This window comes from Chitinivibrionia bacterium (assembly GCA_009779925.1).
Taxonomy (GTDB): Bacteria; Fibrobacterota; Chitinivibrionia; order Chitinivibrionales; family Chitinivibrionaceae; genus WRFX01.
Genome location: WRAZ01000002.1, coordinates 1 through 25,254, shown reverse-complemented (window position 1 = coordinate 25,254; position 25,254 = coordinate 1). Strand labels below are relative to the sequence as shown.

Below are 25,254 nucleotides of genomic sequence, written 5' to 3'. Positions count from 1 at the left end.
ATGAATGAAATACTTCGGAATTTACACAAAAATTACACAAAATGGGCGACTAATGTCGCCCGACCTTTGCCCAAATAGTATTTTTACGGCAAAATTTCGGTTTTAATCTAAAATTTAAGGAGTTGTATCTTATGGGGATTTTCAATGAAGTAAAGCCCGGAGTGATTTTCGGGGACGATGTAAGCAAAGTATTTGCTATCGCAAGAAAAGAAGGTTTCGCACTTCCTGCGGTTAATGTTGTCGGTAGCGATTCTATCAACGCGGCTATGGAAGCGGCAAAAAAGGCAAATTCGCCGATTATTATTCAGTTTTCTAACGGCGGCGCGGCGTTTAACGCTGGAAAAGGACTTAAACTCGGCGACCAAAAAGAGGCTATTTTGGGTTGCGTTGCGGGTGCAAAACATATTCAGGCGCTTGCGGAAGCTTATGGAGTTATCGTAATTCTTCACACAGACCACTGCGCGAAAAAATTGCTTCCTTGGGTTGACGGACTTATTGCGGAAAGCGAAAAACACTTCGCGGCGACAGGTAAACCTTTGTTTTCTTCACACATGTTGGATTTCTCGGAAGAGCCGCTTGTTGAAAACATTAAAATGTGCCAAGAGCGCCTTGCAAAAATGGCGAAAATGGGAATGACGCTCGAAATCGAACTCGGAATTACGGGCGGAGAAGAAGATGGCGTCGATAACTCTCACGTTGAAAAATCAGAGCTTTACACAAAACCCGAAGACGTATGCTACGCTTACGAAGAACTCAGCAAAGTATCGCCGAATTTCACGATTGCAGCGAGCTTCGGAAACGTTCACGGCGTTTACAAACCGGGCAACGTTATGCTTGAGCCGAAAATTTTGGACGAATCGCAAAAATATATCGAAAAGAAACACAATCTTCCTGCGGGAAGCAATCCTGTTAATTTCGTTTTCCACGGCGGAAGCGGAAGTGAGCCCGAAAAAATCGAAGAAAGCTTGGGCTACGGCGTTATCAAAATGAATATTGACACCGATACGCAGTGGGCGGCTTGGGAAGGAATTTTGAACTTCTACAAAGCAAACGAAGGCTACTTGCAAGGACAGTTGGGCAACCCCGAAGGCGAAGACAAACCGAACAAGAAGTATTACGACCCGCGCGTGTGGCTTCGTAAAATGGAAGAAGGTATGGTTGAGCGTTTGCTGTTGGCTTACAAAGACCTTAATTCTTTGAACAGAAACTAATTTTTGGTTTTTAGCTTTCAGAGGGCGGCGGCTTTTTGCGGTCGCCCTCTGTTTTGCACTGCTTCAATTTGCTGTAAAAACTGTTTGCAAAGCGTTTCGTTTTTCATTAAAAATGATTTGTGAAAAAAAATTCAGAAAAACGCACTTTTTGTACATTTTTATATTTACAAATATTATATTATTCACGAGTAAAAAAAATGTTAAACCCTTTTAGGAGGTATTTGTGTTCAACAAACTTAAATTGAGTGCGAAAATTACGGCACTTGCAGTTATACTACTTTTAGTTACGGCAATTTTGGGTGTCGTAGCGTCAATCAATATGAATTCGGCGGGAGCTACGTCGAACTTTATTGCGTACGAAATAATGCCGTCGATAAGCATTTCTGCGCCAATTCAGCAGTCGGTCGATGACCTTATTATGAATTCGGCATTATATGCATACTTGCTTGAAGACAATTATTTGAATTCGGCGCGCAGAAACTTTTCGGATTTGGACTCGCATTTCGGAAATGCGCGCGAATTGTTGCGAACGACGAATAATTTGCCCGTTCTCGAAAACACAATAAGAACGCTTGAGCCGAAACTCAGAACATTAAGAATTCAATACGACAGTTTGGTCAACATAGGTTTAAGACAATTTGCCTTGAGAGGCACGCTTGACTCTGTAGGCATAAACGTTTCCAGTACTGCGGTAGAATTAAGAAATTCTGTTTACCGAGACCCAAACACATCTCAGGAAGTTCGCGACAATTCGTTTAATCTTGTTGCCTACATATTCGGTCAGTTGGTAGATATTACAAGATTTTGCCAAACGGTCGATACTGCCAATACCCGTTCTATTACCGCAAATTTCGGAAACGGTTTGAATAATATTGACAGAATATTGGCATCGACGTCGATTTCAAGCGAAACCCGAAGATTGTATAGCGTGCTGAGAGAAAATTATCAGCGTTATTCAAACATTTTTGTTGAATATGCGACATTGCAAGCAAGAGTAAATACACACCAGCAGAGATTTAGCGGAGATTTGGGTACGTTTGCTCAAGAAGTGAACGCTTTAATAGAGGCGACAAAAAATAGAGCGGAAAACGAAACAAGGTCGGCGGCGATAACTTTGCATACCAGCGTTATAATCACGATTACATTACTAATTATTGCGATTATTCTCGGAGCCTTCTTGGGTGTCGTTATAACAAACTCTATAGTTAAGCCGATTTCTGCGGCAATAAGCGGGCTTTCGTCGGGCTCCGGTCAGGTTACGGCGGCTTCGGGAGAAATTTCGAGTACATCACAAGGAATGGCAAGCGGCGCAAGCGAACAAGCGGCAAGTTTGGAAGAAATTTCATCTTCGCTTAACGAGATTACGTCAATGACAAAGCAATCTGCAGATAACGCAAGAAATGCCGATACCATAGTTCAGGACAGCGTTCAAAAAGCGAAAGACAGCCAAAATGCAATGAAACGCTTGCAGGAAGCGGTTCTTGAAATTCAAAAATCGAGCGACGATACTGCAAAAATCCTTAAAGATATTGACGACATTGCTTTCCAAACCAACCTTTTGGCTCTTAATGCGGCGGTAGAGGCGGCAAGAGCGGGCGAGGCGGGCAAAGGTTTTGCGGTTGTTGCGGAAGAAGTGAGAAATCTTGCACAGCGAAGCGCCGAAAGCGCAAAGAAAACGGCAACGCTTATAGAAAGTTCGCAATTAAGCAGTACACGCGGCGTAACTTTTGCGGACGAAACAGCAGAGGCTATCGAAAAAATTGCGGAAGCGTCAAAAAGAATATCATCGATAGTAAGTGAAATCACCCTTGCCGCCGACGAACAAGCAAAAGGTATTTCACAAGTAAACGTTGCAATCGGAAGTATGGATCAAGTGACGCAAGCAAACGCGAGCGCGTCCGAAGAGTTAGCGGCAAGCGCCGAGGAATTAAGTAGCCAAGCGCTTTCTATGAATGATTTGGTCGGCGATTTAATCGGTGTTGTTGACGGCGAAGCGGCAAAAGAAGCAAGAACGATTACGCAGAACAGAGCGGCAAACAAATTCGGGGCTTCAAAAAAATCGACTGCGAAAATTAGCTATAAACCTGCAGGAGCGGCAAAGGCGGAAACATTAATTCCGTTCGATGACGACAATTTCGGAAGTTATTGATGTCGTCAGGCTTGTCAGTTGCATTTAATTCGTTTGGTTGCCGAACAAACAAGGAAGAAATAGACGGAATTGCCTCGCAGTTTCGTCTAAACGGCTTTAATATTATTTATGACGGAAAAGATTTTGCATCCGCTGATTTTATTATAGTTAATACCTGTTCGGTAACCCAAACCGCCGAAGACAAAAACATAAAATACTTAAATTCGCTGAAAAGAAAATATCCGCAGGCAAAAATCGTAGCTGTCGGCTGTTTGGCGCAACAAAACTCGCCGAAATTAAAAAGTGTTGATTTTATTATAGGAAACGCGAGAAAAAACGACATATTCGACATTATAAACAGCAAAAAAAATGGTGTTTTTGTCGAGAATTTGGAAAACGGCGGCATTTTACCACTCTCGGAGTTTATTGAAGACCCCAAAAATTCGGACAGAACGCGACTGTCGATAAAGATAGAAGAAGGCTGTGCTTCGCTTTGCAGTTATTGCATTGTACCGTATTTGCGCGGAATGCCGAAAAGTGCGGATTTCGATAAAATAATTGCGCTCGCAAAAAACGCTATATCTCTGGGATATAAGGAGATAGTCTTAACAGGAACTCACATAGGACAATACTCAAATTCGGAGAAAACTTTTATTGATGTTGCAAAGAGCATAATTTCTCTCGACAAAAACGTGCGACTGCGACTATCTTCAATGAACCCAAGTGATTGCGACGAAAAACTGTTTGAATTTATGATACAAAATCCGCAGATTTGTCGGCATTTGCACGTTTCCGTTCAGTCGCTGTCGGCGGAAGTCCTTACAAAGATGAACAGAAGCTCCCAAGCAATCGAAAATTTTCTTGAAAATCTGCAAAAATACAGAAAATCTATGCCCAAATTAAACCTCGGCGGCGATTTTATTGTCGGATTTCCCGAAGAGAGCGACGAAAATTTTATTGAAACCTGCAAAAACATCACAAAATTCGGCTTTAATTACGGACACGTTTTTACGTATTCCGCTCGTCCGAATACACCTGCCGCAGAATTGCCTCAATTATGTGAAAAAACAAAAAAGCAGAGAAGCGAAACGCTAAAAAAAATATTTTCTGAGCAGCAAGAGGCGTTTGCGCGTTCGCGAATAGGTAATAGCGAGAGAATAATAGTTGAAGCAGGCGGCGGATTAAACGGAATTACGAGTAATTTCTTGCGTGTAAAGGGCGAGAAAAACTCTTTGTTCAAAAAGAACGAAACGGTCGAAATAGTCTTGAAACGCTATAATTTGAAAGATAATTCATTTGAGGCAGATAGCGCGAAATAAAAAATGTTTCTCACTTTTTTGTTTTGGCAAAACGTATTTTTATAACAAAAAACAGATACATAGATTATTGGGGCAATAAATGTTTGAGTTTTTTCACGGAAAATTATTTCACAGTGATGCGGGAACAGCCGTTATAGACGTGGGCGGCGTGGGTTATAAACTGGGAATTTCGTTTAATACATCGCTTGCCTTGCCGAGTGTCGGCGAGGACGTTTTTCTTTTCGCATATTATCACATCAGCGAAAATTCGCAAGCGCTTTACGGGTTTATTTCCAAAGAAGAGCGGGACGTTTTTCTGAAACTCATCGATGTCAGCGGAATAGGACCAAAGGTCGGCTTGAGCATTTTGTCGGGACTGAAAGCTGAAGAAATTGCAAATGCCGTAGAAAACGAAAATATTTCGCCGTTTAAGACGGTCAGCGGAATTGGACCCAAAACGGCGCAGAGAATAATATTGGAATTAAAAGGAAAATTAACGGGAATATCCAAAGTGGCAATCAGAGCTAAAGCAGAGAAATCGCAGCCGATTACGAAAACTCCGCGCGAAGACGCTTTTGCAGGACTTATTGCGCTTGGCTACACGGAAAATCAGGTGCGGAATGTCTTGATTAACTTAGATGAAACTTTGGACGAAAACATTCCTGCTCACGAATGGATAAGAATTGCTTTGAGGGAGATATAGAAAATGACAAAAAACGTGGCTTTTATTGACGCCATAAGAAGAGAATTAAAAGAACGCGGGCTAAAAGAGCCAACGCTTGAGGAATGGAAAAAATTAGCCGCTTTCGATGACTCTGATCGCGACCTTGAAAACAAGGTAATGACGGCGGTATCTATGATTTATGGCGACGAGCCGAGAGTTTTGTGTTTAAATTCAATGCGAAACAGGAAGCTTTGAGCGGGCAATTTATGCACGAAATAACAAGGATAATCACTCCGTCGGCGAATAATGACGACACGGAGTTGGACAGAACGCTTCGTCCGCAGACCTTTTCCGACTTTATCGGGCAGGAGCAATTAAAAGCGAATTTGTCTATTTTTGTTGCGGCGGCGAAAAAACGCGGGGAGCCGATTGACCACATCCTGTTTTCGGGACCTCCGGGGCTTGGGAAAACCACTCTTGCGCGAATTTTGGCTAACGAAATGGGCGTTCAAATCACTACAACATCGGGTCCTGTTCTCGAAAAAAAAGGCGATTTGGCAGGAAATTTGACAGGGCTCGATGAAAAAGAAATCTTTTTTATAGACGAAGTTCACAGACTTAATCGCGTTGTTGAAGAGGCGCTTTATCCTGCAATCGAGGATTTTGTTTTCGATATTATGACGGGTGAAGGTCCTGCGGCGAAATCTATAAGATTGCCTCTCAAAAAATTTACGCTTGTAGGCGCAACAACCCGTGCGGGGCTTATTACTGCGCCAATGCTTGCGCGCTTCGGCTATGTAGGTCAAATGAAATATTACACCGACGAAGAAATGCAAAAGGTGGTTTTACGTTCGGCAAAACTTTTGAACATCACCTGCGAACCGCAAGCCGCAATGGAACTCGGAAAACGTTCGCGCGGCACTCCGAGAGTGGCAAACCGCCTGCTTCGTCGGGTGCGGGATGTCGCCGATGTTCGCGGAGACGGGACTATTACGACGGATATTGTATCGCAAACCTGCAAAATGCTCGGAATAGACGACATCGGACTTGACGAAATGGACAGAGCGATACTTACAACTATTGCCGAACATTACAACGGCGGTCCGGTCGGCATAAAAAATATTGCCGTAGTGGTAGGCGAAGAAAGCGATACCATAGAAGACGTTTATGAGCCGTATTTAATTCAATGCGGATTTTTGAAGCGCACGCCGCAAGGACGGGAAATCACCGACAAAACGTACAAAATGCTCGGAATTAAGCCAAAATACAAAAAAAGCCCAAAAGATAGTTTGCAAACAAGTATTTTTGAAGGCGAATAACAATGAGATTAAACAAAAACAATTTTTACGACAATAACGACTACGAAAAAATGCCGATTTTATTTTGTATTTTCTCTAAAACCGAAACTACAATGAAAGTTTTTAACGCGATAAAAAAATCCAAACCCAAAAAATTGTATATTTCATCGGACGGTTGGCGGGAAAACAAAGTCGGCGAGAAAGAAAATGTCGAAAGTTTACGAAAAGCAGTTTTAGAAAGCATTGACTGGGATTGCGAAGTATTTACAAAATTCAGCGATAAAAATCTCGGTTGCAAACAGGCGATAGAATCGGCTGTCGATTGGTTTTTTGAGAACGAAGAAATGGGGATAATTCTTGAAGATGACACATTGCCCGCGCACGGTTTTTTCAGATTTTGCAGTGAAATGCTTATCAAATACAAAGACGACGAAAAACTATGGATTGTGAAAGGACACAATGAACATGCAAAAAAATTGTCTGCAAACTCATATTATTTTAAGGATAATGTAGGAATGTCCGAAATGTGGGGTTGGGCAACATGGAGAAGAGCATGGGAAAAACATGACAAAACCGCCGCGCAGTTTGAAGAATATGCAAAAATGTGCGATAACTACGAAGATGGACAGGATTTTGACGAATATATAAATTACACGAGAATGTTATTTATTTTAGCACAAGTAAAAGCGATTTTAAATGGTAAGATAAACAGTTGGAGTTATTTGTTGAAATTTTCTGTAGCAGTGAATAATGGTTTTTTCATTCTTCCCGACTGTAATTTGGTATCGAATATCGGTTGTGCCGCGCAGGGAGCAGCTCACACAGGAACCGAATATTATTTGGAAGGAACGCTTCCGATAGGTGAGATGTTGTTTCCTTTGCGACACCCGGAAAATTTGTCTTCGCGTCCACTTACGGCAAGAGAATATGTACGTACCGCCAAACCAAAAGATTTTCAAGAAGAATTTGAAGATTTAGAGATATATGCATTAAACGATTTTTTTGCAGTTCAGAATTTTCTTAAGCAAAACGCTCTTTTTAACGAGCCTAAAATCGCAGAAAAATTTAAAGATTTTGAAAAAGATCGTTTATGTTTATTGATAAAACAAGCGTGTTGCTTTAATGATTATCACAAAGCGCAAAAGTATCTTTATTTGGCTTTAACAAAACTTGCACTTGTCGATGAAAAAAACTTTTGCTCAAAGTGTCAAAGCAGAGATTGTTTGTCTGTTTGTCCGACAAAAAGCATATCTTTAGTTAGGTTAATAAACCGAGAAAAAGCAGTTAAAATCGATCCGAAAACTTGCGCTAATTGTTGGAATTGTGTTAAACATTGTCCGTTTGTTAGAGAAAGATAAATTCTTTGTATTATCAGGGAGGAGGAGGGAGTGGAAAATGAGATTAGTTAAAAACAACTTTTTTGAAAACAGCGAATATGAAAGAATGCCGATTTTATTTTGCATTTTCGCTAAAACCGAAACTACTATGAAAGTTTTTAACGCGATAAAAAAATCCAAACCCCAAAAATTGTATATTTCATCGGACGGTTGGCGGGAAAACAAAGTCGGCGAGAAAGAAAATGTCGAAAGTTTACGAAAAGCAGTTTTAGAAAGCATTGACTGGGATTGCGAAGTCCACACAAAATTCAGCGACAAAAATCTCGGATGCAAACAGGCGATAGAAACGGCTATCGATTGGTTTTTTGAGAACGAAGAAATGGGGATAATCCTCGAAGACGATACTTTGCCCGCGCCCGGATTTTTCAGATTTTGCAGTGAAATTCTGCTCAAATACAAAGACGACGAAAGTGTGTTTATCGTAAAAGGTCATAACGAAAACGCAAAGGCATTGTCGGCGAACTCGTATTATTTTAAGGATAACGTAGGCGCTTCGGAAATGTGGGGCTGGGCAACTTGGAAAAGAGCATGGAAAAAACACGATAAAAGCGCCGCGCAGTTTGAAAAATACGGAAAAATATGTGATGAATATAAAAGCAGTTATGATTTTAATGAATACATAAAACATACGCAAATGCTACTTATTCTTACTTTAGTGGAAGGGATTTTGAGCGGAAAAGTTAATAGTTGGAGTTATCTATTGAAATTTTCTGTGCAGTTAAACGACGGACTTTTTGTTCTTCCCGATTGCAATTTAGTTACAAATATCGGCTGTGCGTCGGGCTTTACGCATACGAGTAGCGAATATTATTTGGAGGGAACGCTTCCGACCGGAGAAATTTTGTTTCCTTTACAACACCCTCAAAGTTTAGCGTCTCGCGTACTTACAGCGGAAGAATATGTACGCAGTGCTATTCCAAAATGTTTTGAAGAAAAATATGAAGATTTAGAGGTCGCCACTCTTAATAAACAGATTGCGGTATATAATTTTTTGGGACCAAACGGTTTTTTGGGCGATCCGAAAATCGTTGAAAAGTATGAAGATCTTGAAAAGAACAACCTCTTTGAACTTATAGATTGGGCGTGTAGATACAAAGAATATTACAAAGCGCAAAAGTATCTTTATTTGGCATTGACAAAGTCCGCTTTTGTCGGCAAAAAAAACTTTTGCGCAAAGTGTACAACTAAAGGATGTCTTGCTGTTTGTCCGACAAAAAGCATATCTTTGATTAAGGCACAAGACGGGCAAAATGCTGTTGTAATCGACTCAAAAACTTGCATTTATTGTTTTAATTGCGTTAAAAAATGTTGGATTGTAAATCCGGAATAATTGAAATGTCAGAACATTAGGAGGATCTTATGAGATTGAGCAAAAGCAACTTTTACGATAATAACGACTACGTTAGAATGCCGATTCTATTTACTCCTTTTTGCAAAATAGAAACCGCAACAAAGGTTTTTAATGCTATAAAAAAATCGAAACCCAAGAAATTATATGTCTTTTCCGACGGGGCAAGAGAAGCCTCCGAGAAAGAAAATGTCGAATATCTGCGCAAATGGGTTGTGGAAAATGTAGATTGGGACTGCGAGGTATTCACAAATTTCCAAGAAAAAAACCTCGGCACAAGATTTGGAATTGAAACGGCGATTGATTGGTTTTTTGCGAATGAAGAAATGGGAATAATTCTTGAAGACGATTGTTTGCCGGCTCCGAGTTTCTTTAGATTTTGCTCGGAAATTCTTACTAAATACAAGGACGACGAAAAAGTTTTTCTTATAAACGGCACCAACGAAACAGCAAAAGATTTATCGGCAAATACTTATTCTTTCAAGAAAATCACGGACTTTTCCGAGGATATTGCCGGAATTTGGGGTTGGGCGACTTGGCGAAGAGCGTGGAAAAAACACGATAAATCAATGTCGCGACTGCAAGAATATCGTGATGCCGTAGGGGCGGGGTTTGCCCGCCCTAAAAACCAACCAAGTGGCGAATTGGGCGGGCAAACCCCGCCCCTACAAAATAATTACGAAGAAAATTTGCGAAACACTCGACTAAAAAACATCTGTGAACAAATGGAATATATCTTGGACGGAAAAAACAACACTTGGGACATTCAGTTGAGATTTTCGACCTTGATAAACGACGGACTTTTTGTTGTCCCGGACTGCAATTTGGTCAGCAATATCGGGGGTAGCAGTTCGGAGTCCGCTCACAAGACGTTTAAGTATAGCGTTGGAACAAATTTAGCAGTCGGGGAAATTTCATTTCCGATAAAACATCCGCAAGTTGTTGCGGCGCAGGCACTTAGCGCAAAAGAATATATCCGCGCAGCTTTTGTGCCGAATATTTCGACAAGAGAATTTTGGGAAATAGAGGCGACAATAACCGACAGAATTTTGACCGTTCATAATTTTTTAGTGCGGAGTAAACTTCCAAAAGAACAAAAAATCGAAATGTATGAGGAATTTTTAGGCGACAGTTTACGTGAATTGATAAATTATGCCGTAAATTCTGGCGAACACGCTAAGGCGCAAAAATACATTTCTTTGGCGGAAGCGGACGGAGTATTAAAAGGCGAAAAAAATCTTCGCAATTCGGAGGGAAAATGAGGTTAGTTAAAAATAATATTGTCGATAATAACGACTACGAAAAAATGCCGATATTATTTACGCCGTTTTGCAAAATCGAAACGACAAAAAAAGTTTTTTCGGCAATAAGAAGATCAAGACCTAAAAAATTATACGTTTTTTCGGACGGTTGGCGGGCGACCGTCGCCTCCGAGAAAGAAAATGTCGAATATCTGCGCAAATGGGTCGTGGAAAACGTCGATTGGGACTGCGAAGTATTCACTAATTTTCAAGAAAAAAATCTCGGCACAAGATTCGGAATAGAAGCGGCGATAGATTGGTTTTTCGAGAACGAAGAAATGGGAATAATTCTTGAAGACGATTGCCTTCCCGCGCCGAGTTTTTTTCGATTCTGCTCGGAAATTCTAACAAAATACAAGGACGAAGAAAGCGTTTTTCTTATAAACGGCACCAATGAAACAGCAAAAAACCTGTCGGCAAATACTTATTCTTTTAAGAGAATCACGGATTTTTCGGAAGATATTACGGGAATTTGGGGTTGGGCGACTTGGAGAAGAGCATGGATTAAGCACGATAAATCGATGTCGCAATTGGAAAAATACAAAACAAAACGCGAAATCGACGACAATTCTCACGATTATGACGAATACATAAAAAACGCCAGAATAAAAATCCTTACCGACCAAATGGAGATAATTTTATCGGGCAGAAACAACACCTGGGACTTGCAGTTAAAATTTTCGGCTTTAATAAATAACGGGCTGTTTGTTGTTCCCGATTGCAATTTGGCGACAAATATCGGCTGCGGCGTTGCGGATACGGCGCATAACGGTTTTGAATATAACGTCGGCGCAATGCTTGTCGCGGGAGAAATGAATTTTCCGCTCGAACATCCGAAAACAGTCGCCGCCCGCCCGCTTACCGCTCGGGAATTCAGGCGCGCCTCGTTCTTTCCGATTTTAGACGGAATGGATTTTTGGGAAATGGAAATGAATATCACGGAAGAAATAAGGATAATCAACGACTTTTTGGACAAAACGACCTGCGTTTCTCTTGAGCAAAAAAACGAAATGTATAAACCTGTGGTCGTTAACGGAATTTATAGATTGCTTTTAACCTGTTTGCTTTTTAAAGAATACGCCAAAGCGCAAAAATATTTTTATTTGGCGCTGTCAAAAGGCGTTTTAGAGGGCGAAAAAAACTTTTGCGCAAAATGTGTCGGTCGAAAATGCTTATCTGCTTGTCCTGCAAAAAGTATTTTTCCGTATCAGACAAAAGAGAGCGGATTTACTGTTGCGATTAACAGAAAAACGTGTCAGTATTGTTGGAAGTGTATGAAAGCCTGCCCGATAGTAAATCCGATAAACTAATAAAAATTTGCGGGGTTTTCGCTTTCAATTTTCGGCATAAATTACTTTTATGGAATTGAAAAACTTAAAAAAACGAAAATTAAGAGGAAAACCTTATGAATTTTGCGGAAGTTGGGCGGTTTTTGCTTGTGGCGGGCGTGTCGATAACTATTATCGGCGTGTTTTTTCTTTTGTCGGACAAATTGCCTATCGGACAATTGCCGGGGGATGTAAACTTTTCGCGAGGTAGTATTCAGATTTCGCTTCCGATTATGACCTGTATTTTGTTATCGGTTGCGCTTACTATTGTGGTAAATTTCTTCTCGAAATAAAAAAAACGCGCTTTTTATTGCGGCTTATATTATATTTATATACATAAACAAGACAAAACTCGTGCGAGAGGAGTTATTAAACGTGAGTATATTTTCAAAAGCGGCTATTATTGGGTTGTGTGCGGGAGCATTTCTTTTGGTATCTGCGCAAACTTTTATTCGCGCCAATTTGGCAGGATATTTTCCGTCAGCCGAAAAAAGAATGGTTGTGATGTCGTCTGAGGATTTGTCCTCGAGAGCGTGGAGAATTACGGACGAAAACGGCTCTGTGGCGAAACAGGGAGTTATCGGAACAAGCTTAATAGGGGTAAGCGACCATTCGGCGTTTGCATTTAATCACGAAATCCTGTTTTCCGAATTAACGCGGGAAGGGAATTTCGTTCTTTCGATTGACGGCGTAGAAAACGCGCGTACATTCAGAATAACTTCCGACCCGTATAGCGAAGCGATTGCCTCGTCTTTGAGGTGGATACGCGTTCAAAGAAGCGGCTCCGTCCATACGCTCGACCGCGAGCCCGCGCATTTCGGCGACTCCGTGGCGTTTGTTTATTACAGAACGGGACCCAACAGGAGCGACCCTTGGGCGGAAAATGATGAATTTATCGCTCACAATTTGCTCGGCGGCTGGTATGCTTCTACCGACTACACAAAATCGACCCCGCTTATCGCTTTGACAACCTTTTATTTGCTGAGAGCATACAACCTTGCGCCCGAAACCTTCACAAGAAGATACAGCCCAAGCGCTTTGGTCGATATTTTGGACGAGGCGCGCTTCGGACTTGAATATCTGCTCAAAGTTATGCCGAACGACAGAGACTTCATAATAAACGTCGGCGGATACGACTCCGAATTCGGCGTCCGCCTTCCGCATCGCGACAGAAGAGACGGTTTGAGACCCGCGTTTTCTATAAAGAGCTCGTCTTGTATGGCTTCCGTTTCGGCGGCGCTTGCTTTGGGCGCGCAAACTTTCCAAAACATAGACGCGAATTTTGCAAGACAATGCAGAGAAAAAGCGATAAGATTATTTGACGCGGCGCAGGCTCAGGGTGTTAGACCCGAATGGCTGGAACGCGGTTGGGCGCTTTTTCCCGACCCGACTGCCGAAGACAATTTGCTTATGGCGGCGGTGGCTCTCCATCAGCTTACGGGCGAAGAGCGGTTTTTGACGAGAGCAAGAGCGCTTTCGGACGCGCTTCCCGCGGCGCACTGGATAAGCTGGGACGTCCAAAACGTAATTGCGCAATCTATGGTTTTGCCGCAACATCCAAACGCGCGCAGAACAATTCTTGAGAGCTTGGGCGGCACTTTGTCTAACAGCAGAAACGCGCAAAATATATGGAACCTTCCCAAGGGCTACACCATAAACGCGCTTTATAATTATTTTGTTATAGCGATAGGAGCGGGAGCATACAGCGTTCAGTCGGGCGACAATACTCACGCAAGTCTTGTTTTGGACGTTCTTAACTACAACTACGGGCTTAACAACTGGGGCTTAAGTTTTACGGCGCTTCAGAGCATTCCCGAAAGCGTTCGCAATTTTAACCACCCGATATACAGACTTCAGCAAAGATTGTTTCCCGAAGGCTTAACGGCGGTCGGTCCGACCGACAGAGCGACCCACGCCGCCCAAAGTATATGGATTTTGTATGACCTTCGCACATCGGCGCAATTCCCGTTCAACACTCAAGCGGTGGTGTTTTACGACTTGGACGGCGACTTTATTTCGATGGGCGGAAGAACGAGCGGCGCGGCGAAAAACATCTATCTTATGACTTTGGCAAACACCCTTTTTGGTAGAAATTAGGAGGATACGAATAAATGAAAAAATTACTCTTTATAGCAATTTGCGCGATATTGTTTTCGGTGGCGTTTATGGGATGCCGCGGCGGCTCAACTTCTCCCCGCAGAGCGATTGACGGCGGAGTTTATGTGCGCTACAACTTTTTGGGCTTCACTCCAAGCCGCCAAAAGAGATTGGTGGTTATGTCCGAGCGAAACCTGAGCGGCAGAGAATGGACTATAACAAAAGAGGAAGCGGATAGCGTTGTTATGCGCGGTCGTTTCGGTAATTCGGCGAGCGGAGTATCGGGACACATGCCTCTTCCGTTCAACTACATTGTGGATTTTACCGCATTGCGCGACGAGGGGACATACAGATTTGAAACGGACGGTGCGGAAGCGGCGATTTTCCCGATTTCAAACGACCCTTATTCGTGGCTTATAAGCAGACCTCTTCTTTGGATGCGCACGGCTCGCTGCGGATACGACGGACACAGAACTCACGGAGTTTGCCATTTGCAAGACTCGGCGGGCATTCTTTTCCACAGGCGCGGCGGCGATAACGGCTCGTGGCACGACGCCGGCTCAGGCAAAAGAAGAGATATGAGAGGCGGCTGGCACGACGCGGGCGACTACGTTAAATTTACGCTTACAATCGGCTATGCGACCTATTTTATGCTTCGCGCTTACGAACTTTACCCCGCGCTTTTTGACACAATGTTCAATTTTAGCCGCACCGAGCTTAACGACATTTTAGACGAAGCAAAATGGGGCTTGGATTGGCTTTTCAAAACGATGGATCCGCGCGACACGAACGAATTTGTTGTTCAGGTGGCGAATTACGTTGACCACAACGTCGGTTATCGTTTGCCGCATAACGACACTTTGAGCGGACATAACCGTCCGATTTTGGCGGCGCTTTCTCCAACGCAAATGGGATATGCCGCGGCAAGCTTGGCTTTGGGCGCGAACATTTTCCGTAATATTCCGGGCAAAGAAAACCTCGCCAGACAATACGAAGAACGCGCTCGCTTAATTTTCAGACGGGCGATTTCGGACGATGCGGAGGCTCCCGCGGGCTACGACGACAAACTCAACACGTGGTACGGCGACCAAACGATAAACGATAACCTTGCTCTTGCCGCGGCGGAGCTTTACAGATTAACGGGCGTTGACCACTACAGAGAGCAGTCCGTGCGCTTCCAAGACATAGCGAGAGACGCGGGTTGGCGCGCTTGGGAATCGGTAAATATGCCTGCAAACTTGCGCGTTATGGAGTGGCATCCCGTTGCAGTAAACGATTTGCACGCCGATTTGGACGCGTTTATGGCTCACGGCAGAAGACCGGGCAATATCTGGGGACTTCCCACGCAATACGTTTGGGCGGGTCTTTACACATACATCGCAATCGGCGCTAACGCATTGGAATTTCAAATGCTGACAGGCGACAGAAGATACGAAGAGCTCGGCAGAAATATGTTCGACTACTTTATGGGAAAAAACAACTGGGGCATTAACTTTGTGGCAACCGAAGACCCGCGCCTTGCAGGCAGAACAATAACTCAGCCGAACTCGCAAATCTTCGGACTTCAAGCGCAATTTTTCCCCGAAGGCGCAATTTCGGAAGGACCGGGCGACAGACCAAGCTGGGATCGTTTCAGCATATTCTTCCCCTTTGACCCAACGATAGAGCGCACCTACAAGTTCAACACGGTGGACGGCGTATTCTTCGACAACCGCAAAGACTTTATGTCAATGGAAACCACAATCCACGGCGTTGCGGCGGGGATATTCAAGCTGACAACCGCGATAAAGTTTTTCTCGGAAGAGAGAGCGAGATAAGCGCTTTTAAGAAATTTTTGATAAAAGGGCAGAGCAATCTGCCCTTTTTTGTTTTTTGCAAAATTTTCTTCTTTTTGCTCAATACAAAAGAAGCCGAGAAAATTGAACTGGTGAAAAATTTTCACCGGTTCGCTCCGTTGAAACACTCGTCTGCTCCGATTAAAGCGTTTACCGAAAAAGGGCTGTATATGCTTGCCACAATACTCAAAAGCGAACAAGCGACAAAAACGACCTTGGCGATAATCGAAACTTTCGCTAAAATTCGTGAATTAACGAGAACTGTAGGCGAATTGGCAAAAACGACAACCAAAGAAGAAAAACAGCCGCTTATGCAAAAAAGCGGAGAAATTATTTCGGACATTTTAGGCGATTCGTTAAGCGTTTCCGAATCGGAAACAACCTTTGAAATAAATTTAGCTGTAATGAATTTGAAGCATACGGTAAGAAGAAAAGCGTAGGGCATAATAATTTTTTTTGATAAAAGGACAGAGCAATCTGTCCTTTTTTTGTATGAGGTTTGCGCAAATATTATTTTACTGCAAAAAGGGTGGCGACCGTCGCCAAAAAACGGAGAAATATATGCAAAATAAAGAATTTATTTGGGAAACGCACGGAGTTCATACAGGGACGGAAAACGACCTTGTTTCGCACGGGATTGACGACATTGAAGCGATAATCGAAAAAGCGATTTCTATGAAGCATCCGAATATAACATTCATAATTCACACGCCGCGACTTACGAAATTTCGCTATCTCAGCGAAGAAACCACAAACATTAAATTTGTGCGCGGGAGCGAAGCATACCAGAATTATGCGCAAAAAATCTCGGATTTACGAGAAAAATACGCCTCAAAAATAAACATCCGCTACGGAATAGAACTCGAATGGATGGGCACAAAATTAGGACTGCAATGGAACAGAAGCAAGGTTTTGCTTGTTCCCGACGCGGATTTTATTATCGGCTCGGTGCATTTTTCAAAGGAAGGAATTCCCTACGACGGCTCAATCGAGGAAACGCAAAAACTGCTGAAAATGCGCGGAAATCTCGAAAACTATTGGGCGCAATATTTTGAAGAAATTATAGAAATGGTCTCGTATTCGTCCGATATGATTGACGTGGTCGGACACTTGGATTTACCGAAACTTTATGTCGATTTGCCGAAAGATTTTACCGAAATCGATAACGGCGACAATATTGTAGCCGACCGCCTGAGAACGCTTTTGGAAATGATAAGCGAGAACAATTTGGCGCTCGACCTTAATCTTGCGGGCTTAAAAAAGGGCTGTGGGATTTATCCGAATTTGTCCGTTCTCAAGCGTGCAAAAACGCTTAAAATCCCCATTGCAATCGGCTCCGACACCCACGCCATAAACGACTACGGGCAACTTTACGACAAGGCGATTGACTACGCAAAACAGGCGGGTTATAGCCAATACGTCAGTTTTTCGCGCAGAATTCCCGAAATACGCCCGTTTTCGTATAAAGACAGCGAAGACATAGACAACTACGACGCGCTTAATTTGAGCATACAAATACTCAATCGACGGTTTCCCGTAAGCAATTTGGGGCGCATTCCTCGTTTTGCGTTTGGCGGAAAATACGCGGATTTCATAAAACTTTACGACGGCGCGACATCTTTGGGCAATCTTTCGGCAATTCGGACAAGAAGAGAATGCAAAAGCATAATGATTGGCGAGGATTTTCCCGAAATTTACGACGAAAACGAGGTCGGGATTTTATCGCGGCATTACGACAAGCCCGGAGTTTTGTCGATTTTGTTTAATATGCTCGCCAGCGAGGGCATAAACGTGAAAACCGCCTTTGTAAATTCCAAGTCGGGCGGTATAGCGGAGGCGTTTTTGACGGTTTCGGGCGACGAAAAAGGCATTAAAAACGCAATAGAATTCGTAAAAGGCACAGGAAAAGACAATTTTCTTTCGATAGAATTCGGCAAAAAACTTAACGCTCCGCCTGTAAAAAAATGCAAACACTACCTTTTGGAAGTTGACGGCGTAAAACTGCCCATCCCCTTAGGAAAACAAATGATTTTGGCGGTAATAAAAAACAAACCCGGCGTTCTTTTAATTTTACTTTCGGCGCTCGCTTCACGCAAAATAAACATCATAGACCTGCAATTAGGCGAGCGAGGCGACAGAGGCTTTTTGGCGGTATCGATAGACGGAGATTTTGGCGTGGTAGAGGAAATGCTACGGAAATTAGGCAATCAGTATTACGAGACCACGCATTTTGAGTTGGAGTGTTGAGGGGTGTATTGTTTTGTTGAAAAAAGATAAAGTTTTGTAAATCTTGCATTTGACAACAGAAATAAATTATTTTATATGAATAAATACAAGGGGAACAGGAAACACTTATGATTGAATTTGACGCAAAGAACAAGCGAATGAACGGACAATATTTTACACAAAATAATCCGTTTGAAAATGCCGCTTTCAGAGAGTGGTGTGAAATTTGCGATTTTCAAAATCAGACGATATTAGAGCCGTTTGCGGGAGCGAATAATCTTATAAAAATGCTGAAAAAAATGAATGTTTGTAAAAATTTCGCATCTTTTGATATTGAACCAAAAAATGAAGCCGTAATTTTTCGTAACACATTGCTTGATTTCCCAAAAGGATACAATGTTTGCATAACAAATCCTCCGTATCTTGCCAAAAATTCGGCTACTCGAAGAAATCTGAGTTATCCAAATACGGAATATGACGATTTATATAAATATTCTCTATCAAAATGCTTGGAAAATAGCGAAAACGTTGGCGCAATAATTCCTGCATCCTTTCTTAATTCAGGGCTTTTCAGAAACCGATTGTCGCATTATGTTTTATTGCCGTCAAAAATGTTTGACGATACCGAGCACCCCGTATGCCTTGCTTTGTTTTGCAATGAAACAAGACCAATAAAAATTTATGACGGGCAATTTTTTATTGGTTTTTTAAATGATTTGGAACAAAAACTGCCGCAATGTTGTGATTTTTCTGACTTAAAATTTAACGACAAAAGCGGCAAACTTGGCTTAATAGCTATTGATAACACCGTTGAAGCATCTATAAAGTTTGTAAAAGGCGAAGATATTTCTCCCGAAAGAGTCGGGTTTTCCTCAAGAAGTATAACCAGAATTTCGATAAAAACAAGAAATATAAATTCACTTATAAAAAAATTAAACACAAATCTCAACAAATTTCGGACAGATACAGCCGATGTTTTTCTTACGCCGTTTAAGGGGACAAGAAAAGACGGAAAATTCAGAAGACGTCTTGATTTTTCAATGGCTCGCTCACTAATAGCGGAGGCAGCGTGAAATGGTAAATTACGAGAGCGAATATAAAAAACAGCTTGTGAAAAACTTGAAAGAAGTTTTATTTCTGTTAGATACAGACGATATGAAGTTCAAAATTCAAAGTTGGGCAGACAAGTTTGGATATTCTTTTGATGAAATATTAGAAAAGATAAAAAAAGATCCGATATTTAGTTGTGTGTTTGCCAAAGACCCTGCTAAGCAAAATTTGTATCAAAAGCTTGCGGCGAATTATATTGAAAGACTATCAGTTGTAAAAGACTTTGCAACACTTCCGCAAGGTGGCAAAAAAGCGCTTTATTTAGTAAACGGCAAATTATTAGACGGTAATGTTCTTGACAAAGCATCGAAAGACACAAAATCTATCGATTTTGCTTGGAAAGTTGGAGATTATTTGTTTTTCGCTTCGCACAAATACACAAAAGATTCAGGTGGAGCGCAAGATAACCAATATGCAGATATTCAGGAGTTTTTGAGGCACGCGCGAGACAATAACTATAAAAAGCATATATTTCTTGCTATATGCGACGGGAAATATTATTTGCAGAAAGACGCTCAAACAGGAAGCGAAACAAAAATCGAACGTCTGAAAAAACTAACTTGCCAAAACTCTTTTGTTATTACAATAGAAGAATTGGAACGTTTTCTTACATCAGAAGAATACAAAAAGGTATAGGTAAATGCTCTACCTCGTCCCCACTCCCATAGGAAACCTCGAAGACATAACCATTCGCGCAAAAAAAGTTCTCTGCGAAGTCGATTTGATTATCGCCGAAGATACGCGAAACAGCGGGATTTTGCTGAAACACATCGGAAGCGACGTAAAGATGTGGGCTTATCACGACCATAACGAAGCGAAAGTCAGCCAAAACATTATCGATTTTATGAAAAACGGCGACAAATCCGTCGCGCTCATAACCGACGCGGGAACTCCGGGAATTGCCGACCCCGCATTTTATATTGTGCGCGAGGCGATAAAGAACGACATAAAAATTACCTCGCTTCCGGGTGCTTCGGCGTTTATTACGGCGCTTGTGGCAAGCGGACTTCCCAGCGAAAGATTTATTTTCGAGAACTTTTTACCGCCGAAATCAGCAAAGCGCACAAGGATTTTTGAGAGCTTCAAAGACGAAAAAAGAACGGTGATTTTTTACGAATCGCCGCATAGAATACTGAAAGTTTTGCAGGAATTGGACGCGGTTTTGGGCGATATTCCAACGGTTGTTGCGCGGGAATTAAGCAAAATTTACGAGGAATTTATCCGCGGAACGCCCAAAGAAATCCTGAAAACCTTTGAAAAACGAACTCCTAAAGGCGAATTTGTAGTGTTGTTTAATGCGGGCGGAATAAACGCCCAACTGTTAGGGTTCGCTTCGGCTTCGCTCAGCGATCGAAGCGGCGATATAGAAGCAGAGGATGACGAATGATAATCTGGCTTGTAATTGTAATTATCGCGCTTACGTGTTCGGTGTTTTTTGCGCTTTCGGAAACCTCGATTTTCTCCATTTCGCGCGAAAAATACGAGGCGCTCAAAAACGATAAAGGGCGCGGGCGAAAAGTTTACGAAGTCCTTATGAAAAGCAATTTGTTTTTGGTTTTTCTGCTTCTTGGAAACAATTTTGTAAATATTGTGGCAATTTCGGGTATGGAAGTATTGTTCGGCGGCGTTTTCGGCAGTAATTTGACTTTAATTTTCATCAGTACTACGGTTATTCTCGTGGTTATCGGCGAAATTATGCCCAAAGTTATCGCTGTGGGAAATTATATGTCCGTCGCTCGGTTTGTTGCGCCGATTATTGTTGTCGTGCTGAAATTCGGCGACGGGTTTTTCAAGAAAATCGACGCGTTTAACTTGTATATTTTGCGTATGAATTACCGTTATTTGCTTCAAATGCCCAATCCTTTTGTGACAAGCGACGAATATTCCGTTGCGGTCGAAGAAGCGGTCGCAAACAAGAAAATCGGCAAAAGTACAGGCGAAATGATAAGCTCTTTTTTGGATATTACGCAGGCGAGCGTTTCAAAAATCGCCAGAAATCGAAAAGAGATAAAAATTATTAGCGATTTTGCCGACAAAAACGCGCTTTTGCCCGACGAAGTCGCCATATTTTATGAAGAAAACGATGAAATCAAAAATCTTCTTTATCGTCCGTTTGACGGCTCCGTTAAAATTTTCGTCCCCGAATGGTTTCCAAACACAAAAAACATAGGCGATTTGCACAATTATTTTTTGCAGACAGGCAACGATTGCGTGCTTTTGCTCGACGAATACGGCGGATTTTACGGAGCGGCAAGTCGATACGACATATATAAATATTGGAAAGCACTGTGCCGCGACAAAGCCCAAACATTAAGCGAAATTACGCTTTTGGGGAGCGACGAATTGGTGAAATATCACGAATGGGTAATGCCCGAAATACTCGACAAACACGCGGAAACAAAGACATTTAACGGACTTTTGTGCTTAATTTCAGGCAAAATTCCCGAAAGCGGCGAAATCATAACTCAGGGCGGCTTCAGCTATCAAATAATAGAGGCGGACGCGAAAAAAGCGCTGAAAGTAAAAATCCAAAAAAACACATTTTTCACTCAAACTTGACAGAATGCTTTGGCAATTATTATTTTAGCGGGACTTATGTGTTTGGAAATTAGAAAAATACCCGAAGGCGGGCAAATTACCGAGATGGTTTTGCGACTTGGCGAGTGCGATGTCGCGCTGACGCTGGAAACGCAGAGAAACCGTGAAAAAATATCTTGCACAGCCGAGTATCGAACTAAAATAAACTGCGAATGTTCGCGTTGTTTGGAAGAGTTTGAGCAAGAGATAAGCGGTAAAGTCGAGTTTTTTATAGTTCCCGAAAAGCAAGAGGCGGTCATCGGCGATTTTGACAGCTATTTTTACAGGGGCGAAAACACAAAAATTGATTTTTCGCAAACGATTTACGACGAGGTTTTCACGCAAGTTCCGATGAAACCCTTATGTAAAGAGGATTGCGCGGGTATCGAATTAAATTGAATTGAAAAATAAAAAATGTTTTACAGGAGTTAGAAAATGGCGGTTCCAAAGAGAAGAGTATCACCCTCGCGCAGAGATATGCGACGTTCGCATCACGCGCTTAATGCTCAAATGCCGAGCGTTTGTTCGCATTGCAAGCAGTACAAAATTTCTCACCGTGTTTGCCCGTCTTGCGGATATTACGACGGAAAACAAGTGCTTTCAGTCAAAGAAGATTGATAAGCGCCGGCAAGAATACATTTGCGGGGCAAGTTTTTTGCCCCTGTTTTGTCGTATAGTAAATGTTTAGCCTGCGATAAGCAGAAAAAATGCAAAAAATTTAGGACAAATTGAAGAGAAGAAATAAAAATTTCGCGCTCAAAGGAAATCAAATATGAAACAAAACATCTACGACCTTAACCTTGCTGAACTGCAAGAAAAAATTGTTGAAATCGGCGATAAAAAGTATCGCGCGCAGCAGGTTTTTGACGCGATTTATCCGACGGGAGTGAATTCGGCGGGCGATATTAAGAATATTCCTCAGAATTTGCAGGAAAAACTTGGCGAAACTTTTGAATTTGTTCCTGCGAAAATCGAAAAAACGCTTGTGTCAAGCATTGATAAATCCGTGAAATTTGCACTTAAACTGCTTGACGGCGCGATAATCGAATGCGTGATTTTGTGTGTGAAAGACAGGAGAACGTTGTGTTTGTCGAGCCAAGTCGGGTGCAGGCTCGGTTGTGTGTTTTGCGAAACGTCGAAAATGGAGTTTAAGCGGAATTTGACCTCGGGCGAAATTTTGTATCAGTTGGTTATCGCTAATAATTATCTTAAAGAATTCGGCGAAAAAATCACGAATATTGTGTTTATGGGAATGGGCGAGGCGCTGAGTAATTTCGATAATTTTGAAAAAGCATATTGGGCTATCCACAACCAAAAAATATTCAATATCGGAACGCGAAAAATCACGGTTTCGACCGCGGGAGTGATTTCGAGCATACGAAAACTTATGAAAAGCAATATCCAAATAGATTTGGCGATTTCACTTAACGCTTCCACCGACGAGGAGCGAAGCAAAATTATGCCGATAAACAAAAGGTATCCTATTGCGCAACTTTTAGAGATTTCAAAGGAATACACAGAGAATTGCGACAGAAGCGTAATGTTTGAATACGTTATGATTTCTGGCAAAAATGACAGCGAAGACGACGCAAAACGCCTCGCAAAAATGCTAAAAGACATTCCCTGTAAACTGAATTTAATTCCGCTGAACGACTGCACTTGCGACCTTTCCTGCTCGCCCGAAGAGCGAATAGAGCCGTTTACAAAAATTATTTACGACGCGGGAATACGGGTGATGGTGCGCAGAAGCGGCGGCAAAGATATAGGCGGCGCTTGCGGGCAGTTGGCGGGGAGTTTGTAAGGGCGAGGTATGCGAAAAAATCTTAATATTCGATTTTCTCTTTTTTATTCGCGCGCAGGTTCGGCATAATATATTTTATTACGGAAGCCTGCAAAACTTTACTTTTTTTACGTGGAGCATATAAATTTATGAGCGAAATCCGACAAAATGAAGCAGACAAAGACAACGGCAACAACTGCGACTGCGCCGACAAAAAGGTCGAAGCCTCCAAAGGGTTTTGGATTTTGCGCATGCTGAGCGACACCAAAAGATATTTCGGCATATTTCTTCTTGTCGTAAGCATTATGCTGGCGTATAAACTGCTGTTTGCGTTTGACGAACTTGCTCAAACCATCGGCAGAATTGTCGGAATTCTCAGCCCGTTTATATTAGGATTTGTGATTGCCTACTGTATAAATATCCCTGTTTCGTTTTTGGAACGCATTATCAAAAGTGTGATTAAGTCGAGGAAATTGAGATACATAGAAAAATTCGCAAGAGTTATAAGCATCCTTATAACAGGCGTAGGGCTAATATTTTTGCTTGTTTTTGGTTTGCGCGGATTTATCCCTATGATTTACGAAAACGCTATGCAACTTGTAAAGCTTATGCCCGGATACATCGAGCAGGGGCTTCATCTTATAAAGGATATTCCATACGCCGAACAGCTCGGAATAAACGAAATGATTGCCCCGCTTATGGAAACAAGACCTTGGACAAACTTTGAGCTAAACTTGGGCGGCGGGCTTCGCATTGCGCAAAATTTCTTTTCGGGAATATTTTTTGTAATTCTTTCTATTATATCGGCGATTTACTTTTTGGCGGAATATGAAAAAATAAAAGCGTTTTTTCATAGAGTAATAAAAATTATACCTTCGGGCGAAAAGCAAAAAGCAACCCTTAAATACGTGCGTTTGGTTGACGACAGTTTCCGTAAATTTTTGACGGGACAGTCTCTCGATTCGTTAATTCTTGCGACCATAACGACAACGCAATTTTTCTTTTTAGGCTCGCCCTATCCGTTTGTTTTGGGGCTTATGCTCGGCGTGGCAAACATTGTTCCGTATTTTGGCTCAATATTCGGCTCAATGCTCGCGGTCTTCATTACTTTCTTCAGCAACGGATGGGAAACCGCGCTTTTGACGGCGATAATTCTACTCATAACCCAGCAATTCGACGGATATTTCATAAATCCCAGAATTATGGGAACGTCCTTTAAATTGAGCCCGATAATTGTAATAATAGCGATAACTGTAGGCGGCGCGCTCGGCGGCGTAGCAGGAATGATTTTCGCAATTCCCGTTGTAAACGTCCTGAAAACCGTAATGGACGAATTTTTGGAGACGAGGGAGAAAAAATTAAGTCTAACCATATACGATTAGACATTATTAAGCTCTCAACGGAAACCCTGCTTTATCAAGTCCGTCCAAAATCTGTTTTTGCGCGCTTTCTAAAAATTCGGGTGATAGTGTGTTTTCTTTGTCTAAAAATTCGGTGCGCAAAGTTATTGCCTTTTTTTCGTCCATTTCAAAATTGTCTATTACGCTTGTTCTCACGATATTTTGCACTTTCAGTTTTTCAACTGCCGAAAGAATTTCCGCTACTGTTATTTTCTTGTCGGCAACAACCGTGTAATCCAAAACCGAGCCGGGAAAT

General features: G+C 42.1%; 24 protein-coding genes. 23 read left to right on the top strand and 1 reads right to left on the bottom strand.

The window, feature by feature from the left end; all coding sequences use genetic code 11:
• The first annotated feature begins 131 nt into the window (after nt 1-131).
• From fbaA to FWE23_01220, 23 genes are all read left to right on the top strand, one after another.
• Nucleotides 132-1,211: a class II fructose-bisphosphate aldolase gene (gene fbaA, locus FWE23_01330; protein ID MCL2844085.1), complete on the top strand. Its 1,080-nt coding sequence runs from the start codon at nt 132-134 to the stop codon at nt 1,209-1,211.
• Nucleotides 1,212-1,434: 223 nt separating this feature from the next.
• Complete coding sequence (locus FWE23_01325) at nt 1,435-3,360, top strand: methyl-accepting chemotaxis protein (GenBank protein ID MCL2844084.1); 1,926 nt, start codon at nt 1,435-1,437, stop codon at nt 3,358-3,360.
• Entirely contained in the window at nt 3,360-4,658 is a 1,299-nt protein-coding gene (locus FWE23_01320; protein MCL2844083.1) for a MiaB/RimO family radical SAM methylthiotransferase, read from the top strand. Before FWE23_01325 ends, FWE23_01320 begins: the two co-directional genes overlap by 1 nt.
• 79 nt (nt 4,659-4,737) lie before the next feature.
• Nucleotides 4,738-5,340: a Holliday junction branch migration protein RuvA gene (ruvA, locus tag FWE23_01315; protein MCL2844082.1), complete on the top strand. Its 603-nt coding sequence runs from the start codon at nt 4,738-4,740 to the stop codon at nt 5,338-5,340.
• Between the two features lie 3 nt (nt 5,341-5,343).
• On the top strand, nt 5,344-5,556 hold the full coding sequence (locus tag FWE23_01310; GenBank protein ID MCL2844081.1) for a hypothetical protein: 213 nt from the start codon (nt 5,344-5,346) through the stop codon (nt 5,554-5,556).
• 11 nt (nt 5,557-5,567) lie between these two features.
• Nucleotides 5,568-6,620, top strand: a complete 1,053-nt coding sequence (ruvB, locus tag FWE23_01305; protein MCL2844080.1) for a Holliday junction branch migration DNA helicase RuvB — start codon at nt 5,568-5,570, stop codon at nt 6,618-6,620.
• 2 nt (nt 6,621-6,622) lie between these two features.
• Complete coding sequence (locus tag FWE23_01300) at nt 6,623-7,957, top strand: 4Fe-4S dicluster domain-containing protein (protein MCL2844079.1); 1,335 nt, start codon at nt 6,623-6,625, stop codon at nt 7,955-7,957.
• 37 nt (nt 7,958-7,994) lie between these two features.
• Nucleotides 7,995-9,326 (top strand): 4Fe-4S dicluster domain-containing protein, encoded by a 1,332-nt coding sequence (locus FWE23_01295; protein MCL2844078.1) that lies wholly within the window; start codon nt 7,995-7,997, stop codon nt 9,324-9,326.
• A gap of 29 nt (nt 9,327-9,355) precedes the next feature.
• Complete coding sequence (locus FWE23_01290; protein MCL2844077.1) at nt 9,356-10,606, top strand: hypothetical protein; 1,251 nt, start codon at nt 9,356-9,358, stop codon at nt 10,604-10,606.
• On the top strand, nt 10,603-11,955 hold the full coding sequence (locus tag FWE23_01285; protein MCL2844076.1) for a hypothetical protein: 1,353 nt from the start codon (nt 10,603-10,605) through the stop codon (nt 11,953-11,955). Before FWE23_01290 ends, FWE23_01285 begins: the two co-directional genes overlap by 4 nt.
• Before the next feature lie 95 nt (nt 11,956-12,050).
• Complete coding sequence (locus FWE23_01280; GenBank protein MCL2844075.1) at nt 12,051-12,266, top strand: DUF2905 domain-containing protein; 216 nt, start codon at nt 12,051-12,053, stop codon at nt 12,264-12,266.
• 82 nt (nt 12,267-12,348) lie between these two features.
• A complete protein-coding gene (locus FWE23_01275) occupies nt 12,349-14,070 on the top strand; it encodes a glycoside hydrolase family 9 protein (protein MCL2844074.1) in 1,722 nt (573 codons plus the stop codon).
• 14 nt (nt 14,071-14,084) lie between these two features.
• Entirely contained in the window at nt 14,085-15,887 is a 1,803-nt protein-coding gene (locus FWE23_01270; GenBank protein ID MCL2844073.1) for a glycoside hydrolase family 9 protein, read from the top strand.
• A gap of 110 nt (nt 15,888-15,997) precedes the next feature.
• The gene (locus FWE23_01265; GenBank protein ID MCL2844072.1) at nt 15,998-16,345 is read left to right on the top strand and encodes a hypothetical protein; all 348 of its coding nucleotides are present in this window, start codon (nt 15,998-16,000) and stop codon (nt 16,343-16,345) included.
• 121 nt (nt 16,346-16,466) lie between these two features.
• Nucleotides 16,467-18,152, top strand: a complete 1,686-nt coding sequence (locus FWE23_01260) for a histidinol-phosphatase HisJ family protein (GenBank protein MCL2844071.1) — start codon at nt 16,467-16,469, stop codon at nt 18,150-18,152.
• Nucleotides 18,153-18,259: 107 nt separating this feature from the next.
• On the top strand, nt 18,260-19,204 hold the full coding sequence (locus FWE23_01255) for a hypothetical protein (GenBank protein ID MCL2844070.1): 945 nt from the start codon (nt 18,260-18,262) through the stop codon (nt 19,202-19,204).
• Between the two features lies 1 nt (nt 19,205).
• Nucleotides 19,206-19,877, top strand: a complete 672-nt coding sequence (locus tag FWE23_01250) for a hypothetical protein (GenBank protein MCL2844069.1) — start codon at nt 19,206-19,208, stop codon at nt 19,875-19,877.
• Between the two features lie 4 nt (nt 19,878-19,881).
• The gene (gene rsmI / locus FWE23_01245) at nt 19,882-20,628 is read left to right on the top strand and encodes a 16S rRNA (cytidine(1402)-2'-O)-methyltransferase (GenBank protein MCL2844068.1); all 747 of its coding nucleotides are present in this window, start codon (nt 19,882-19,884) and stop codon (nt 20,626-20,628) included.
• Nucleotides 20,625-21,800 carry a CNNM domain-containing protein gene (locus tag FWE23_01240; protein MCL2844067.1) on the top strand — a complete coding sequence of 392 codons (1,176 nt, stop codon included), beginning with the start codon at nt 20,625-20,627 and terminating at the stop codon, nt 21,798-21,800. Before rsmI ends, FWE23_01240 begins: the two co-directional genes overlap by 4 nt.
• A gap of 9 nt (nt 21,801-21,809) precedes the next feature.
• On the top strand, nt 21,810-22,217 hold the full coding sequence (locus tag FWE23_01235) for a DUF177 domain-containing protein (protein MCL2844066.1): 408 nt from the start codon (nt 21,810-21,812) through the stop codon (nt 22,215-22,217).
• Nucleotides 22,218-22,253: 36 nt separating this feature from the next.
• Nucleotides 22,254-22,436, top strand: a complete 183-nt coding sequence (gene rpmF / locus FWE23_01230; protein ID MCL2844065.1) for a 50S ribosomal protein L32 — start codon at nt 22,254-22,256, stop codon at nt 22,434-22,436.
• A 154-nt stretch (nt 22,437-22,590) separates the two neighbouring features.
• Nucleotides 22,591-23,619, top strand: a complete 1,029-nt coding sequence (gene rlmN, locus FWE23_01225; protein MCL2844064.1) for a 23S rRNA (adenine(2503)-C(2))-methyltransferase RlmN — start codon at nt 22,591-22,593, stop codon at nt 23,617-23,619.
• 128 nt (nt 23,620-23,747) lie between these two features.
• Nucleotides 23,748-24,980, top strand: coding sequence for an AI-2E family transporter (locus FWE23_01220; protein MCL2844063.1), 1,233 nt, complete (start codon nt 23,748-23,750; stop codon nt 24,978-24,980).
• Nucleotides 24,981-24,986: 6 nt separating this feature from the next.
• Here FWE23_01220 and FWE23_01215 read toward each other — a convergent pair.
• On the bottom strand, nt 24,987-25,254 hold a 268-nt coding region (locus FWE23_01215; protein ID MCL2844062.1), incomplete at its 5' end, for a hypothetical protein.

What these genes read in the sequence shown, in the direction of transcription:
- fbaA (MCL2844085.1), top strand. Translation starts at nt 132, where the DNA reads ATGGGGATTTTCAATGAAGTAAAGCCCGGAGTGATTTTCGGGGACGAT.
- FWE23_01320 (MCL2844083.1), top strand. Translation starts at nt 3,360, where the DNA reads ATGTCGTCAGGCTTGTCAGTTGCATTTAATTCGTTTGGTTGCCGAACA.
- ruvA (MCL2844082.1), top strand. Translation starts at nt 4,738, where the DNA reads ATGTTTGAGTTTTTTCACGGAAAATTATTTCACAGTGATGCGGGAACA.
- FWE23_01310 (MCL2844081.1), top strand. Translation starts at nt 5,344, where the DNA reads ATGACAAAAAACGTGGCTTTTATTGACGCCATAAGAAGAGAATTAAAA.
- ruvB (MCL2844080.1), top strand. Translation starts at nt 5,568, where the DNA reads ATGCACGAAATAACAAGGATAATCACTCCGTCGGCGAATAATGACGAC.
- FWE23_01300 (MCL2844079.1), top strand. Translation starts at nt 6,623, where the DNA reads ATGAGATTAAACAAAAACAATTTTTACGACAATAACGACTACGAAAAA.
- FWE23_01295 (MCL2844078.1), top strand. Translation starts at nt 7,995, where the DNA reads ATGAGATTAGTTAAAAACAACTTTTTTGAAAACAGCGAATATGAAAGA.
- FWE23_01290 (MCL2844077.1), top strand. Translation starts at nt 9,356, where the DNA reads ATGAGATTGAGCAAAAGCAACTTTTACGATAATAACGACTACGTTAGA.
- FWE23_01285 (MCL2844076.1), top strand. Translation starts at nt 10,603, where the DNA reads ATGAGGTTAGTTAAAAATAATATTGTCGATAATAACGACTACGAAAAA.
- FWE23_01280 (MCL2844075.1), top strand. Translation starts at nt 12,051, where the DNA reads ATGAATTTTGCGGAAGTTGGGCGGTTTTTGCTTGTGGCGGGCGTGTCG.
- FWE23_01270 (MCL2844073.1), top strand. Translation starts at nt 14,085, where the DNA reads ATGAAAAAATTACTCTTTATAGCAATTTGCGCGATATTGTTTTCGGTG.
- FWE23_01260 (MCL2844071.1), top strand. Translation starts at nt 16,467, where the DNA reads ATGCAAAATAAAGAATTTATTTGGGAAACGCACGGAGTTCATACAGGG.
- FWE23_01255 (MCL2844070.1), top strand. Translation starts at nt 18,260, where the DNA reads ATGATTGAATTTGACGCAAAGAACAAGCGAATGAACGGACAATATTTT.
- FWE23_01250 (MCL2844069.1), top strand. Translation starts at nt 19,206, where the DNA reads ATGGTAAATTACGAGAGCGAATATAAAAAACAGCTTGTGAAAAACTTG.
- rsmI (MCL2844068.1), top strand. Translation starts at nt 19,882, where the DNA reads ATGCTCTACCTCGTCCCCACTCCCATAGGAAACCTCGAAGACATAACC.
- FWE23_01240 (MCL2844067.1), top strand. Translation starts at nt 20,625, where the DNA reads ATGATAATCTGGCTTGTAATTGTAATTATCGCGCTTACGTGTTCGGTG.
- rpmF (MCL2844065.1), top strand. Translation starts at nt 22,254, where the DNA reads ATGGCGGTTCCAAAGAGAAGAGTATCACCCTCGCGCAGAGATATGCGA.
- rlmN (MCL2844064.1), top strand. Translation starts at nt 22,591, where the DNA reads ATGAAACAAAACATCTACGACCTTAACCTTGCTGAACTGCAAGAAAAA.
- FWE23_01220 (MCL2844063.1), top strand. Translation starts at nt 23,748, where the DNA reads ATGAGCGAAATCCGACAAAATGAAGCAGACAAAGACAACGGCAACAAC.